Source organism: Candidatus Parcubacteria bacterium, assembly GCA_021414235.1.
GTDB lineage: Bacteria > Patescibacteriota > Minisyncoccia > Phycocordibacterales > JAKFXT01 > JAIOOV01.
The window spans coordinates 321,447-333,811 of sequence record JAIOOV010000004.1; the positions used below are offsets into that span (position 1 = coordinate 321,447).

Consider the following 12,365-nt stretch of genomic DNA (forward strand, 5'->3'; position numbering starts at 1 on the left):
GTAGCGCATTAGAAGATAATTCTGACATCGCATGAACAACACCACAGCTATAGTCGGAGGAATAGTCGCTCTCGCCCTCATCGGCGGAGGCGTGTATTACGTGACACGGGATGATGGGACGCTTTCTCCGACCGCCACTTCGACGCCGTCGACCTCAAGCAGCGGAAGCTCTGGAGGCGGACAACCGGTCACTCCGACTCCTACGCCTCAGGCAAGCGCACCTTCTGCTATCACTAACTCAAATGCCACTGAGACAGACACTACCGCGGTGGTCTCTGGCAGCGTGACTCCGAATGGTGCTGCGACCGCATATTGGTATGAATACGGTACCACTCAGAACCTTGGGACTAAGACTTCTAACCAGACGATCGGCTCAGGCTTCCGTGCTACTCCGGCCCCTGGCTTCATCACCGGGCTTACTAAAGACACTACGTATTTCTTCCGCCTCGTTGCTGAGAACACCTACGGCAAGACGGTAGGCGGTATACAGACGTTAAAGACTACTACGGTCGGCACTCCTGCTCCGGTAGGAGGAGCACCGACGGTTAAGACGACTGTGGGAAGCGGTGTTGATAGGACAGCTGCGATGCTTAATGGCGAAGTCACGCCGAACAGGGCAGCAACCAGCTACTGGTTCGAGTACGGCAAGACCACGAGCCTGGGCAACAGCTCCGCTCTTACTGCAGTGGGGGATGGTAATGCCAAGATGAATGTCTCACTCGCGCTCTCTGACCTGGAGCCTGCCACCACGTACTACTTCCGTCTCAATGCACAGAATCAGTTCGGTACGGTGAACAGCACCATCCTTAGCTTCAAGACCTTGAATCCGGTTTCGGGCACAGCGCCCACGGCAAATACCTTGAGTGCGACACATGTGGCTACCTCTACGGTAACCCTCCGCGCTACGGTGGATGCGAATGGTCTTGAGACTATGTACTGGTTCGAGTACAGCACCGACTCTCTCTTGGGTTCTGTGCTCCTCAGTAGCACTCCGCAGAAATCGGCGGGTGCAGGATCCAACCCGACTCAGGTTGAGACCAGTGTCACCGGCCTCAATCCTGATACGAACTATTATTTCCGCGCAGTAGCGCAGAACAGCCTTGGCATAGTCCGGGGGGATAAGTTGACGTTCAAGACGAACTAGGAGATCGTAGCGATTAATCACTTAAGCATCACACTATATGGCCATACTTCTTTGGATCATCTTCGGCGGCTTGGTAGGTTGGGTGGCTTCTCTCATCATGAACACGGATCCGCAGCAGGGCATCGCCCTCAACGTGATCGTGGGTATTGTGGGTGCGGTCCTCGGCGGCTGGCTCATGAGCTTCTTCGGGGAAGGAGACATCACCGGCTTCAATCTCTATAGCTTCTTGGTAGCGCTTCTCGGAGCCTGCGTGCTCATCGGCATCGTGAAGGCGGTGCGAGGGTAGAGCGATCAATATTTCTCACTTAAACAAAATCCCCGCCTTAAGGCGGGGATTTTGTTTACAGTTATCTTTAAAATGCGAAACCGTCCTCCCGGGCAGTTCGCGGTTGGACGGTTGAAGTTCTCATTGGCTCGGGTCTGGCGTGAACTTGCAGGCCATGAGGAAGATGATGATGAGAGCAGGCAGGAGGCCGGTGCACCAGAGGAAGAGCTTGAAGAGAGCAACCACGAGATTAAACGCGGTTGCCACCATAAGTAGTATGGCGACGACAGCCTTCAGGAGTAGGGCACCGAAAGATTCTGGCTCCCAGTGCCACCACTGCACGATCCAATTTGGGAGCTCGATGTCGGTGCTGCAGGTTCTCCCTCCGTTGGCGAGCAGGTTAAGTCCTTCGTCAAAGGCGCGCGCCCAGCTCGTCGTGAGCATGGTCCAAAGTAGAGTTGCGTAGCCGTAGAGGTGTGCGACGAAGGTGTGCCCATCAAAGTACATGACACACTCCTTACGAGCTGTTGGGGGTCTGTACGACTATCGCCGCTTCTCCTTGGCGGCTGCAGGAGCGGCAGTCGGAGAGGAGTTTGGCTCTGAAGCCGGTCTTGGATTCTGGATCGGCCACCATGGCCATCTCCACCAGGCATTGCCCCTTATCCGCGGCTTCTTCGCCGCAGAAGGGGCAGGCAAGGGTGATTTCGGTGGGTAAGCTGACTGACCCTGCTCTTGCAGATACCAGGGGCCCAATTCCCAGCTTTGTCGTTTGGCTCATTTCAGATTTCCTTCCAAAAGCTGCCTATGGCAGCGGAACCTCTGCGGCAAGCCTACTTTTAGGCTCTGAAAAGTCAAATAGAAGAAAGAGCGCGGATACTCCGTGCCCTTTCTTCTTGCCCACTATTTTTACGAGCTACGCGTCTTTCGAAACAGCCGCATGGCGTGCCCCGTAGACGGAGACGTAGAGGAGGCCAGCAATGAGGCCCATACAGCTCATGAACATGCCGAACTGCGCCTGGTCTGCGAGGTTGCGGAAAAAGAACAGAGCGATGAGGAGCACAAAGGGGGCGAGTAGGAAGGCCGCTACCCGAGTCCAGACGCCGAAGACGAGGGCAAGACCTCCGAAGAGCTCAAGCAGGAAAGCTAGGAAGACGGCGACGAGTGGGAAGGGGATGCCTGCTGCGGCGGACATATTCACCTCCATGGTGAAGCTCTCGGTTCCCGGGATTTTATAGTACGCAGCCATGAGGAAGGTCGCGCCGAATATCAGACGCGCGAGCACTGGAGCCCAGTTCCTATACATCGAAGAATCATACAAATTCATCTTGCGATTTCGTTAGTGAGTATGACCAAAGTATATACTTTTCCCTCTATTTCTTCAGATTAGGGCTAACTGGATAAGTGTGTCATAACGCAATTAAACTTGCTTTTTGTCAAGATAAGAACATACTAGGGGAGTCGCAAGAGTATCTCATCAAAGCGTGCATTTAGACTCATCCCTCTCAAGAGTCGACTGCGGTTGCGCTTCGGAAAAAGAGTTTGCTTCAAGAAAGGGTCGTATGACCCAGACAATGTAGCAACTAATGTGCCCGTAATAAGGCCCTAAAACAGTATGGTTAAACAGATCACCTCTATCGCGCTCGCCGCGATGTTCGTCGCAGCACCTCTCCTCGCACAGGCAGATACGCTCACTCGCCAGCTCGAAGTCGGGATGTCCGGCTCCGACGTCTCTTCTCTCCAGAGCTTCCTCGCTCTCGATGCTACTCTCTACCCGCAGGGTGTGGTGAGCGGCTACTTCGGTTTCCTCACCAAGGCTGCTGTCTCTAACTTCCAGAGCCGCAACGGTCTCCCGGCAGTCGGCCGCGTAGGACCGGCAACGCTCCCCGTGCTCAATCTCCAGATGGTCGGTGGCATGAGCAACAATGGTGTTGCCGCTACGATCCTTAGTGTCGGGATGAGTCCGAGCAGGAACAGTGCTTCGGTCACCTGGAACACTAATGAGCTTGCCAAGGGCCACCTCTACTACAGCACCAGTCCGCTCATGACCGTCGAGCATCTCAACTCTGTCGAGGTCAGCGGCACTGTCGCTGCGACCGATGGCAACCTCCGCACCTCTCAGGCAGTTACTTTGCAGAATCTCCAGGCCAACACCACGTACTACTACATGGTCTACACCACGGATGCTTCTGGTAATGTGAGTGTCACCTGGCCGACCTCCTTCTCGACTACGAATTAGTCTAGAGAGAACTTGATAGCAAAAAGCCGCCGATCATATCGGCGGCTTTTTGCTATCGTATAGAGCTGGTCTAGAGCTTCGCCATCGCAGTAGCGAATTCTTTGTCACCAGCTTTCTTGACGATCTTGCTGGGTTCTTGCGCTGGTCTGATGACTATGAATTTCTTCTTCCAGGCTTTGAGGAAGTCAGTAGTGGAAATCTGTTTCTGTCCGGTCTTGGCAGCCGGATCGTTGTAGTAGATGGTGTCTCCCACAATTCCATCTATCACCACTAGGTGGGGGATGGTGCTCTTGGGATCGAATTTGTAATGCACCGAGGCGATCACCGGGCCGCTCTTAAGCTGATTCTTGAACTCGGCAAAAGAAGCTTTGGTGCTCAGCTTGGAGAGGTCGTAGCTCTTACCTCCGAGACCGTATTTATTGGATAACTGGATCAGTCCTTTGTGCGACCAGCCCGCATTCTTCAGATATGCATTCTCTGCGATTCCTTGTGTGAGTAGGGTATTCACCGATACAGTATCGTCTTTATAAAAATCAATGATCATCGCGAGGCTCGCTACGCCGCAGCCGACTTTCTGCCAGGCTGCAGAGGTGATGTCCTTGAATTGCGAATAAAACGGCACTATGGGAACAGTGCTGGTAGCGATTTCTTTTTTCAGCGTCTCTGCCTGGAGTATCTGTGGCGGAGCAGATAGGGCTGTCTGTGGCAGGCTCACTGCCGTAAAGGCAAGAGCGAGGATGAGGGGGAGCACCTGACCATCATTCCAGAGAGGTCGTGCGTAAACAAGACGTTTTAGGCGATTAGTGTGGCCTGATTAATCCGATGCTCGCAAATGGCGCTCCTCAGGGTTATTTGAAAGGCACGTTATCTCCTCACTGTCACGCTGGTCCCGAGGTCCGCCCATAAGTAGAGCTTCTTGGCTTGTGCGGGCGGTAGATTGACGCAGCCATGAGACCACTCTTCTCCGAAATGATCGTGCCAGTACGCGCCGTGGATGACTGCGCCTCCTGCGGTGAAGTAGAGATTCCACGGAACGCCAGGAAGATCGTAGTACTGATCGCTCACTTCAGGTATCGGTCCTTGCATGTAGCGGCTGGGAGTCTTCCTGAACACGGTGAAGGTACCTGCCGGTGTCGGTGTGGCATCGTGTCCGGTAGAGATGGATTCTTCCATGAAGAGGACATCGCCATCGTAGGCGTAGAGCTTCTCTTCAGACATATCTACCACTATACGTTTGGTGGTCGAAGCGGTCTCTTTAGTCAGATCCTCGTCCCCGACGTTCTCGAGTGGTTGTACGGAGGTCGGGTCTACGGCGACGTACCAGTTTCCCTTTACGCGCTCAGGATAGCGGATCTCTCCATCGAATATAATCTTGTACCAGGCGCGGTCTTTCTGGATCGTCGTATCCTCTACCTTCAGCACCACTCCGGTGCGCAAGCGTCCTATCACGGGATAGTTGGTTCCAGGGCCAGAGCGCATGTTGACGCAGGTTCCCGTATCGTAATACGGACCGCAGCCGTTGGTGACTTCTATATAGTGATAGTGAACTGCTTCTGAGGTAGTGGAGGCTTGCTTTCCACCCGAGATGAGGGCGACTGCGGATATAAGATCCTCCTTCGGGCTGCCTTTTATCGCCCAGGCACCAACAACAATGAGTGCCAGCAAGGCACTACCGAGGACGACCCATCTGGTTGTAGGCGTAAGATTCATATCGGATATTTCTCTCGGTATCTGGGATCCTCCCGGTCTTATCTATGCAGACGGACAGCTAGAGGTTTGCTTACTTGATGGTTTGTGAAAAATAGAGAAACCTCGGCCGGAGCGCGAGGCTCCTCCGAGGCTTAATCCCTCACTCTTCTATGAGGTGATATTTAAGACTATGGAATTCACGTGTCTCGCCGAGCTTGAAGCGTCCCGTCCTGCGGTATAATTCTTCAATTCGAGCCCGGTTATTGGCCATCTGTGCGATGCACTTTTCGAACTCGTCGCACCATCGCCGCGCGGTCTCTTTCTCCTCTGGCGATCCTGCTTGTTCAAGGTCGGCCCTTGCTTGCAGTAGCTCGCGCTCGTAATCCTGGATAAGCCGCTTCACAAGGTCTTCGCCGTTCGCGAGGTATACCTCGTAACCATCGAAGGTCTTCTGGAACAGAGTGATGACGTACTCGAGGCGTTCGCGAGGTAGGAACTGCAAGCCCCACCCCTTGGTCTCTTTCGGCGCCTGTACGTTGCCGATCATCACCTTTTTGCCAGGAGCGATGGAGTAGCCGATAGTCAGGACGTGCCTTTCCCCGTAATAGAGGTAGAAGGCGAGCACTCCATCGACACAGATCTTCGCATGCTTCGTTTGCCCCCATCTGTCTTGGTGGGTGGTGTAATCGAGCCGGAGCTCGAATTTTGGATCAGCGTCGATAGTGAAAGTCCTCATCCTCCGGCAGGCCTCGATCACCTCGTGCCATAAGCTTTGTCGTAGTTCGACCTCCTCCATCGAGGCCTGGATCGTCCTTACGAGTTCGTGCCGAGGATCGTCTCCTAGTGCTGGGCTCTGTAATCCCGGTACCAAAAGATGCTCAAGCGAATCTAAGGTAAGCCCGTACATAGTACCCCCTAATTGCGTACAGTCAGAACAAAAGCAAACTTTTTTATACTCAATAGTGCCGCCTCAAGTCAAGTCTTACCCTGTCTGTGGTGGATACCTTCCGTAGGGTCGTCAGGCCCATTTCATGAAGGAAAACTGACCGCCCTCCCAAGGGCGGTCAGTGTAGGGGAGGGCACTTCAGGTGGTTGCGCGTGTCAGTCGTATGCTTTTGATTTTCTTTTGTGTGCGCCGGGAATCCGTGCCGTGGATCACGCCGAGGATGTATCATATTGAGTGGCGGTTAGTTACCGAATGATATAATTACACTATGAACGAAGGCACTGAATTGCAGCGTGATCACATCATCCATAATTTGGAGAAGCTCAATGAACAGGTAGAGAGTCAGGCTTCAGTATGGCGCGTGTTGCGCAACGGGATGATTTACGGGGTAGGCTTCGTGGTCGGCTCGACGATACTCACTGCCGTCATTGCAAGTATCGTCCTGCGTTTCTTTGAAAATACCCTCCTGGGGGATGTGATCACCTGGATTGCGGCGCGATAGGAAGGCTTCTATGTGGCGCAGGCAACTTTTGCTTGCTGGCAGTTCTGCTATCATGGAGTCATGTCTATTTCTGATCCTGTAGAGAAAGGGAAGAGAGAGGAAGCGCTGCTATTCCTCAAGAATCACATGGCAGGTGTCCTGGCCACGGTCTCTCCCGAGGGTGATCCTCATGCCAGCCTGGTTTTTTATGCAGCAGACGATGATTTCTCCGTATGCTTCCTTACTCTGACTGAAAGCAGGAAATACGCTGCTCTCATGACCAATCCGCGCGTCGCCTTCACGGTTGCGGAGCAAGACAGGCCGCAGACGCTTCAGATAGAGGGTGTGGCGGAGAAGCTCAGCGCTCTTGATATGGATAAGGTCGCTGATCTCATCGCGGTGCTGACCGCAGGGAAGGATTTCTATCCGCCGGTGACGAAGATTGGAAAGCCGGGAGCAGATATCGTACGTATACGGCCTACCTGGATCCGCTGGGGCGATTTCACTATAAGCGGAGAGGTCTTCAGCGAGATACAGCCTTCGCTCCTGCGCTGAATCGTAGCGCCGTCATCGTATCTTCTCGTCTCTCTGTCCGAGCATGATCCCCACCATCGCGGAGTTGGCGAGTATCATTGCGATGGAATGCAGGGTGGTCGCTATGTTGTAGGCCTGGAGAGAGAAGAGGGCGAGAGTGTGGCGCAGCACGTTCGAGCCGTACAGGAGAGGGGTTTCCGTGGAGGGGTGAACCCAGGCTTTCCGCAGCGTCGGCATGAACGCAACTAGGTCTATGGCGACGGCGATGACCACAGAGAGTGTCGGGTCGCTGGTCAGCGCCCAGGGGATGAGTCCGGCGAGCGCCACTATGAGGAAGAGCGTGTCTGCTCTTGTGATCCCCTTGAATCCGAACCTGAGGGAGAGGCCGAAGATGAGTATCGTAAATATTTCCGATACGGCTGCGGGGAGGGCCCCTATGCCCGCGCCCTTTGCGAGCATGCCGAAGAAGACGGTGCCGGAGACGATGCTCCATATGAGCCAGGTATAGGGATGTGGCTTTACGCGCCCCTTCAAGATATCCAGGAGATAGGGGAGATTGCCCGCTATGGCGATCAAGGCGGCAATCACTGCGAGCGTTTCTTTCATCCGATAACACTACCACGCAAGCAAAATTATTTGCGCTCGCGGAGATCGTTAGGTCCTTCTTGTGGCTGACAGCACCTGTGTCTACATTCCTGGCCTTATTGCTGGATGCTATACCACGACCATAACCATTCACGCATAGTGGTAATCTCTCGCGTCTGTGCATCAATTATGTCTTGTGCCATCGCTTTGATTTCAGAGTGCTTTGCCTGCTGGAGTGCCTGTAGTGCCATTGCAACGGCACCTTCGTGGTGGACAATCATTTCTTGAATAAACGCCTTGTCAAAGTCATCACCTGTTTTGCCTTCAAGTTCAGAAGTCATGCCAGCCATCGCATCGGCCATCGAGGATCCATCTGGCATTACGTGAGATGTCGCCGGTGCCGTATTGTCAGCTACCAAGTACCCGCCTCCGAAGCCGATGATAAGAGCAATAATTCCAGTGATGAGTGTTGAGTTCATATCTGACGATTATAGCAAAAGGGCGTGAATTGGATCTAGCACCTTGTTGTTTCCAAAAAGGAAAAGAGGCCGTTTTAGTGGCCTCTTTTCCAGACTTGCTCCCCGGGTAGGATTCGAACCTACGACCAACTCGTTACATTTATCCTCATGTTTCCAAAAGGGATGGACTATATCATCATCCAAACTGGATGCGAGGGGCTTCGACCCTGACTAGCAGGGGCTACTTCCACTAGGGAATAGTCTCTGAACCTTTCTTGTTGTAACAAGACTCGGCTGCTGATTGCCTCTCCTTTCGGAGTAAGGGTTCCAGCAATTCTCCTCGTTTTCGACCTAGATCGCTCTAGGAAGCTGCGTAATGCCTGCATGCACTTCTCTGTGACAATTGGCGCAAATCAAAGCGCATTTTTCGATCTCCTTCTTTGTCTTCTCCCAAGAGCGGGTAATACCTCCCTCAGAAAGTCCAAAGTCCTTTTTCTTAGGATCTCTGTGATGAAAATCGAGCGCTTCTAAACAGCGACTATAGCCGCAGAGCATGCATTTGCCGCCCAAATGTTCGCGAGCCATGAGTCGGAGACGTTTTCGTCTCTTCTTAACGGCTTCACGAAGGTATTCAGCACGGTCGGCATAGGTTCTCTTTTCTGGCATACACACTTGAGTATACCAAGAAAAGAATGTCCCACAGCGAGCTGCTCTACCACTGAGCTACCGAGGAACGTTCCTTCCCCCCGCATAAGACAGGGAGAATGCGGCCATTTTACTCAAATTAGCCTTAATTGCAAAGTTACTATACTCCTGGGATGCGGGCTAATATCCCACAGGGTATACTTTTCCCATGCTAATCCTCTACACCCTGACCGGATGCCAGTACTGCAGAGTCGTGCTTGATAAGCTTGAAGAGCTGGAGCTTGAATTTGAGGAGCGGAATGTATCAGACCCCGCTTTCTCAGCAGAACTCATCGCTCGCGGCGGCAAGCGCCAGATGCCATACCTCGTAGATACTGGTACGGGCATAGAGATGTACGAATCCGAGGATATCGCGGATTACCTAGAGAAGACCTACGGGGAGGGCGAATAATATGTACGTCAAAGTTAAGGTGATTCCTGGAGCGAAGAAGGAGTCCTTTGAAGCCAAGAGTAAGGACACCTTTGCCGCTTCTGTGCGGGAGCCTGCTCTGCAGAACTTGGCTAACAGGGCAGTCCTGCTCCTTGTGGCGAGGTATTTCAAGGTGACTTCCGGCAAGGTGCGTCTCATAAGCGGGCACCGCTCACGAAGTAAGGTTTTCTCTGTAGAGGCGTCAGAATAGGAGCGTGCTATCATGAAAATATGAACCTCCATATCAAAGCGACGAACCTGGAGCTTATCCCTCGGCTCGAAGACTATATCGGCAAACGGGCTCAGAGCCTGGAGAAGCTGATACCTGCGGAAGACACCAGCGCAGATCTGTATGTGGAGGTAGCTAGGACCACGGAGCACCACAAGTCGGGAGACGTCTTCCGTGCCGAATTCAACCTCCACATCGCTGGCAAGAACGTTTTCGCAGCTTCCGAAGGCGCGGATATCTATACAGCGATTGACGTTGCTAAGGACGAAGCGCTCCATATGCTCCGCTCCCATCGCGGCAAGCAGGAATCCCGTTTCCGCCGCACCGCCCGCCGCTTCAAGGACTTCATGCGCAACCCCTTCTCTCGCTAGGAGGCTTCGGCTATAATCCCAGCGTACTCGTTACTGATTCGAACCCTATGCAACGCGGAAACATCGTCTGGATACCCCTTCTTATCATCGCAGCGCTCGCGCTGGTGGGCACCTTCGTCTACATGAAATCCACCACCGAGAAGCCGCTCACTAACAACCCCATTGTGACTACCTCTGAAGAAAACACTCCTGTAGCTACCTCGACGCCAGATACTTATGCCACCGGCTCTACGGCCGTCTTAAAGACCTCCGCAGGCGAGATCGAGGTAGAGCTTCTTACGAGCAAGGCCCCTCAGACCGTGCAGAATTTCGTGAAGCTCGCTACGAGCGGCTTCTACAGTGGCACGCGTTTCCATCGTGTCATTAAGGATTTCATGATCCAGGGCGGCGATCCGCTTTCTAAGGATACGGCGAATCGTGGCGGCTGGGGCACTGGTGGCCCGGGCTACACTTTCCCCGACGAGATTAACGACGTGAAGCTCGTCAAAGGGATACTCGCCATGGCGAACGCCGGTCCTAATACCAACGGCAGCCAGTTCTTCCTCATCACTGCTGAGGCGACTCCGTGGCTCGACGGCAAGCACACGGCCTTCGGTAAGGTGGTGAAAGGGCAGGACATCGTCGATCGAATCGCGGTGACTCCTACCAACCAGCTCGATCAGCCGCTCCAGGACATCATCGTTGAGAGCGTGACGATTAAGTAGTCAGTAAACAAAAACCCCGCGCCATAGGCGCGGGGTTTTTGTTATTTCCCTGTACCTCGCAGGAAGTCTTCGTACGCCATCTCCTTGCCTCCTTCTGGTACGACACGGGTGAGGCGGAGAGCGCCATTCTCATAGACCGCATCTTTAATGACAATCCGCTTCCCATCGAGGAAAAAATACGTTCCCGGCCAGCCACGGTAGGCCTGGATCTTCAAAAAGTTCTGGTAGCCATCCGCAGAGAGATCGAGTAGTCCCTGCTCCTTCTCGATCTTCTCGGTGAAGGTCGCCTTATCATGCTCCTGTTCCTTGGGTGATATTTCCTCATTCATCCAAAGAGGGATGACCCGGGCGAGCTCCGCGCCACCTGCCCTGGCGAGTGTTTCTTCAAGCTCGAGTGCGGAGGGCGGCCAGGAGGGAGAGGGTACGCGTATCTGGCTCACGATTGGTCCGTGATCCATGACTGCGTCGATGAGCATGATGGAGACACCGGTATCGCGATCGTCCGCAAGTATCTGACTCCTAATGGGGGAGGCGCCTCTGAATTTGGGAAGGAGAGAGGGGTGCACGTTGAGGACACCTTTCTTCGGGAGGTCGATTAGCCGCTCGGGGATGATCTTGCCGTACGCGGCGACTACAAAGAAATCGTACTGTTTCTTTAAAAGCTCCCCGATGTCCTCATCAGTCTTAAGCGACTTCGGCTGGATCACAGGGATACTGTGTGCCTCAGCCCAACGTTTGGCGGGGGGTGGGGTGAGTACCAGCTTTCTTCCTTGCGGCTTATCCGGAGAAGTCACGATGAGCTCAGGTACGAGTCCGACACGGGCAAGCTCCTCGAGCACCCGTACAGAGAGCTCGGGCGTGCCGAAGAAGACGAATGAATAGTTACTCCTGCTCATCGGGGAGGGTATCGATATCGTGGAGGTCCTTGGCATGATCGGAGAAGAGGATGCCGTTTAGGTGATCGATCTCGTGCTGGAAGATCTGGGAGAGGAGGGTGTTGCCGGTCATGGTGAACGCCTTGCCGTGCTCGTCGAGAGCGCGGACGCTCACTTTCTTGGAGCGGTGTGCTTTGCCATAGATATGGTGCACGGAAAGGCAGCCTTCCTCCAGCCACTGCTTATCCTTCGAAGCCTTGAGTATCTCTGGATTGATGAAGACTTTGGGGAGAAGGGCGGCGGTTTCCGCTTCCGGATCTTCTGTCGTCTTAGTCTTGGTGCGACGACGATGCTCCTCAATCTCAAAGGCACGAGGGGACACCAGGAAGATGCGGAGCGGTACGCCGATCTGGGGAGCAGCGATGGCAATACCATCGTCACGGCTCTCGAGCGCTGTGCGCATATCGCGAAGCGTTTTCTTGATTGTCGCGCTTCCGATATGGGAGAGCGGGATCTCTTCGGATTTCTTGCGGAGTACGGGGTCCTCTTTCTGGACGATCTTTATCATGTGAGGCTTAGGCTAGCAGAAAAAACGAGAAATCAGAAGGTATGAAAAAGAAGAACCCCGTCAGTCGTGACGGGGCAAAGGGAGCAAGAATGTAGTTACGAGCGCGAGGGATCCATGCCTCGGTCGGTCGGCCTCGGGCCGGATCCCTCGCGCTGCCGCGCCCCTC

The 12,365-nt window shown here is 53.8% G+C and carries 20 protein-coding genes; 10 read left to right on the forward strand and 10 right to left on the reverse strand.

Annotated elements, in window-relative coordinates; translation table 11 throughout:
* Positions 1-31 precede the first annotated feature (31 nt).
* Complete coding sequence (locus K8Q93_02665; protein ID MCE9644115.1) at positions 32-1,144, forward strand: fibronectin type III domain-containing protein; 1,113 nt, start codon at positions 32-34, stop codon at positions 1,142-1,144.
* Positions 1,145-1,181: 37 nt separating this feature from the next.
* Positions 1,182-1,430, forward strand: a complete 249-nt coding sequence (locus K8Q93_02670; GenBank protein ID MCE9644116.1) for a GlsB/YeaQ/YmgE family stress response membrane protein — start codon at positions 1,182-1,184, stop codon at positions 1,428-1,430.
* 120 nt (positions 1,431-1,550) lie between these two features.
* Here the strand turns inward: K8Q93_02670 and K8Q93_02675 are convergent, their stop codons facing one another.
* Positions 1,551-1,916, reverse strand: coding sequence for a hypothetical protein (locus K8Q93_02675; GenBank protein ID MCE9644117.1), 366 nt, complete (start codon positions 1,914-1,916; stop codon positions 1,551-1,553).
* Here K8Q93_02675 and K8Q93_02680 point away from each other — a divergent pair.
* Positions 1,915-2,124: a hypothetical protein gene (locus K8Q93_02680; protein MCE9644118.1), complete on the forward strand. Its 210-nt coding sequence runs from the start codon at positions 1,915-1,917 to the stop codon at positions 2,122-2,124. The two genes, K8Q93_02675 and K8Q93_02680, sit on opposite strands and share 2 nt — an antisense overlap.
* 198 nt (positions 2,125-2,322) lie before the next feature.
* Here the strand turns inward: K8Q93_02680 and K8Q93_02685 are convergent, their stop codons facing one another.
* The gene (locus tag K8Q93_02685) at positions 2,323-2,712 is read right to left on the reverse strand and encodes a DoxX family protein (GenBank protein ID MCE9644119.1); all 390 of its coding nucleotides are present in this window, start codon (positions 2,710-2,712) and stop codon (positions 2,323-2,325) included.
* A gap of 309 nt (positions 2,713-3,021) precedes the next feature.
* Here K8Q93_02685 and K8Q93_02690 point away from each other — a divergent pair, with 309 nt between their 5' ends.
* Positions 3,022-3,645 (forward strand): peptidoglycan-binding protein, encoded by a 624-nt coding sequence (locus K8Q93_02690; protein MCE9644120.1) that lies wholly within the window; start codon positions 3,022-3,024, stop codon positions 3,643-3,645.
* A gap of 70 nt (positions 3,646-3,715) precedes the next feature.
* Here the strand turns inward: K8Q93_02690 and K8Q93_02695 are convergent, their stop codons facing one another.
* From K8Q93_02695 to K8Q93_02705, 3 genes are all read right to left on the reverse strand, one after another.
* Complete coding sequence (locus K8Q93_02695) at positions 3,716-4,396, reverse strand: C39 family peptidase (GenBank protein MCE9644121.1); 681 nt, start codon at positions 4,394-4,396, stop codon at positions 3,716-3,718.
* Positions 4,397-4,509: 113 nt separating this feature from the next.
* Positions 4,510-5,355 (reverse strand): L,D-transpeptidase family protein, encoded by an 846-nt coding sequence (locus K8Q93_02700; GenBank protein ID MCE9644122.1) that lies wholly within the window; start codon positions 5,353-5,355, stop codon positions 4,510-4,512.
* Positions 5,356-5,494: 139 nt separating this feature from the next.
* Positions 5,495-6,241, reverse strand: a complete 747-nt coding sequence (locus K8Q93_02705; protein MCE9644123.1) for a hypothetical protein — start codon at positions 6,239-6,241, stop codon at positions 5,495-5,497.
* Between the two features lie 307 nt (positions 6,242-6,548).
* On the opposite strand from K8Q93_02705, the gene K8Q93_02710 reads away from it, so the two are divergent.
* Together K8Q93_02710 and K8Q93_02715 are read left to right on the forward strand one after the other, a co-directional pair.
* Positions 6,549-6,782, forward strand: coding sequence for a hypothetical protein (locus K8Q93_02710; GenBank protein ID MCE9644124.1), 234 nt, complete (start codon positions 6,549-6,551; stop codon positions 6,780-6,782).
* Between the two features lie 60 nt (positions 6,783-6,842).
* Positions 6,843-7,316, forward strand: a complete 474-nt coding sequence (locus K8Q93_02715) for a pyridoxamine 5'-phosphate oxidase family protein (GenBank protein ID MCE9644125.1) — start codon at positions 6,843-6,845, stop codon at positions 7,314-7,316.
* A gap of 12 nt (positions 7,317-7,328) precedes the next feature.
* Here K8Q93_02715 and K8Q93_02720 read toward each other — a convergent pair whose 3' ends face one another.
* The 3 genes from K8Q93_02720 to K8Q93_02730 form a co-directional block, all read right to left on the reverse strand.
* Positions 7,329-7,901, reverse strand: a complete 573-nt coding sequence (locus K8Q93_02720) for a hypothetical protein (GenBank protein MCE9644126.1) — start codon at positions 7,899-7,901, stop codon at positions 7,329-7,331.
* Between the two features lie 95 nt (positions 7,902-7,996).
* On the reverse strand, positions 7,997-8,359 hold the full coding sequence (locus K8Q93_02725) for a DUF305 domain-containing protein (GenBank protein ID MCE9644127.1): 363 nt from the start codon (positions 8,357-8,359) through the stop codon (positions 7,997-7,999).
* Positions 8,360-8,689: 330 nt separating this feature from the next.
* Entirely contained in the window at positions 8,690-9,004 is a 315-nt protein-coding gene (locus K8Q93_02730) for an HNH endonuclease (GenBank protein MCE9644128.1), read from the reverse strand.
* A 187-nt stretch (positions 9,005-9,191) separates the two neighbouring features.
* Here K8Q93_02730 and K8Q93_02735 point away from each other — a divergent pair, with 187 nt between their 5' ends.
* The 4 genes from K8Q93_02735 to K8Q93_02750 all read left to right on the forward strand — a co-directional run bounded on the left by K8Q93_02735 (position 9,192) and on the right by K8Q93_02750 (position 10,756).
* Positions 9,192-9,434: a glutathione S-transferase N-terminal domain-containing protein gene (locus K8Q93_02735; protein MCE9644129.1), complete on the forward strand. Its 243-nt coding sequence runs from the start codon at positions 9,192-9,194 to the stop codon at positions 9,432-9,434.
* A gap of 1 nt (position 9,435) precedes the next feature.
* Positions 9,436-9,663, forward strand: coding sequence for a DUF167 domain-containing protein (locus K8Q93_02740; protein ID MCE9644130.1), 228 nt, complete (start codon positions 9,436-9,438; stop codon positions 9,661-9,663).
* A 20-nt stretch (positions 9,664-9,683) separates the two neighbouring features.
* Complete coding sequence (gene raiA / locus K8Q93_02745; protein ID MCE9644131.1) at positions 9,684-10,052, forward strand: ribosome-associated translation inhibitor RaiA; 369 nt, start codon at positions 9,684-9,686, stop codon at positions 10,050-10,052.
* A 122-nt stretch (positions 10,053-10,174) separates the two neighbouring features.
* Positions 10,175-10,756 carry a peptidylprolyl isomerase gene (locus tag K8Q93_02750; GenBank protein ID MCE9644132.1) on the forward strand — a complete coding sequence of 194 codons (582 nt, stop codon included), beginning with the start codon at positions 10,175-10,177 and terminating at the stop codon, positions 10,754-10,756.
* 41 nt (positions 10,757-10,797) lie between these two features.
* Here K8Q93_02750 and fmt read toward each other — a convergent pair whose 3' ends face one another.
* Complete coding sequence (gene fmt, locus K8Q93_02755) at positions 10,798-11,652, reverse strand: methionyl-tRNA formyltransferase (protein ID MCE9644133.1); 855 nt, start codon at positions 11,650-11,652, stop codon at positions 10,798-10,800.
* Positions 11,639-12,199, reverse strand: a complete 561-nt coding sequence (gene def, locus K8Q93_02760) for a peptide deformylase (GenBank protein ID MCE9644134.1) — start codon at positions 12,197-12,199, stop codon at positions 11,639-11,641. Before def ends, fmt begins: the two co-directional genes overlap by 14 nt.
* Positions 12,200-12,365: the final 166 nt, after the last annotated feature.

What these genes read in the sequence shown, in the direction of transcription:
- K8Q93_02665 (MCE9644115.1), top strand. Translation starts at nt 32, where the DNA reads ATGAACAACACCACAGCTATAGTCGGAGGAATAGTCGCTCTCGCCCTC.
- K8Q93_02670 (MCE9644116.1), top strand. Translation starts at nt 1,182, where the DNA reads ATGGCCATACTTCTTTGGATCATCTTCGGCGGCTTGGTAGGTTGGGTG.
- K8Q93_02680 (MCE9644118.1), top strand. Translation starts at nt 1,915, where the DNA reads ATGACACACTCCTTACGAGCTGTTGGGGGTCTGTACGACTATCGCCGC.
- K8Q93_02675 (MCE9644117.1), bottom strand. Translation starts at nt 1,916, where the DNA reads ATGTACTTTGATGGGCACACCTTCGTCGCACACCTCTACGGCTACGCA.
- K8Q93_02685 (MCE9644119.1), bottom strand. Translation starts at nt 2,712, where the DNA reads ATGTATAGGAACTGGGCTCCAGTGCTCGCGCGTCTGATATTCGGCGCG.
- K8Q93_02690 (MCE9644120.1), top strand. Translation starts at nt 3,022, where the DNA reads ATGGTTAAACAGATCACCTCTATCGCGCTCGCCGCGATGTTCGTCGCA.
- K8Q93_02700 (MCE9644122.1), bottom strand. Translation starts at nt 5,355, where the DNA reads ATGAATCTTACGCCTACAACCAGATGGGTCGTCCTCGGTAGTGCCTTG.
- K8Q93_02705 (MCE9644123.1), bottom strand. Translation starts at nt 6,241, where the DNA reads ATGTACGGGCTTACCTTAGATTCGCTTGAGCATCTTTTGGTACCGGGA.
- K8Q93_02710 (MCE9644124.1), top strand. Translation starts at nt 6,549, where the DNA reads ATGAACGAAGGCACTGAATTGCAGCGTGATCACATCATCCATAATTTG.
- K8Q93_02715 (MCE9644125.1), top strand. Translation starts at nt 6,843, where the DNA reads ATGTCTATTTCTGATCCTGTAGAGAAAGGGAAGAGAGAGGAAGCGCTG.
- K8Q93_02720 (MCE9644126.1), bottom strand. Translation starts at nt 7,901, where the DNA reads ATGAAAGAAACGCTCGCAGTGATTGCCGCCTTGATCGCCATAGCGGGC.
- K8Q93_02725 (MCE9644127.1), bottom strand. Translation starts at nt 8,359, where the DNA reads ATGAACTCAACACTCATCACTGGAATTATTGCTCTTATCATCGGCTTC.
- K8Q93_02730 (MCE9644128.1), bottom strand. Translation starts at nt 9,004, where the DNA reads ATGCCAGAAAAGAGAACCTATGCCGACCGTGCTGAATACCTTCGTGAA.
- K8Q93_02735 (MCE9644129.1), top strand. Translation starts at nt 9,192, where the DNA reads ATGCTAATCCTCTACACCCTGACCGGATGCCAGTACTGCAGAGTCGTG.
- K8Q93_02740 (MCE9644130.1), top strand. Translation starts at nt 9,436, where the DNA reads ATGTACGTCAAAGTTAAGGTGATTCCTGGAGCGAAGAAGGAGTCCTTT.
- raiA (MCE9644131.1), top strand. Translation starts at nt 9,684, where the DNA reads ATGAACCTCCATATCAAAGCGACGAACCTGGAGCTTATCCCTCGGCTC.
- K8Q93_02750 (MCE9644132.1), top strand. Translation starts at nt 10,175, where the DNA reads ATGAAATCCACCACCGAGAAGCCGCTCACTAACAACCCCATTGTGACT.
- fmt (MCE9644133.1), bottom strand. Translation starts at nt 11,652, where the DNA reads ATGAGCAGGAGTAACTATTCATTCGTCTTCTTCGGCACGCCCGAGCTC.
- def (MCE9644134.1), bottom strand. Translation starts at nt 12,199, where the DNA reads ATGATAAAGATCGTCCAGAAAGAGGACCCCGTACTCCGCAAGAAATCC.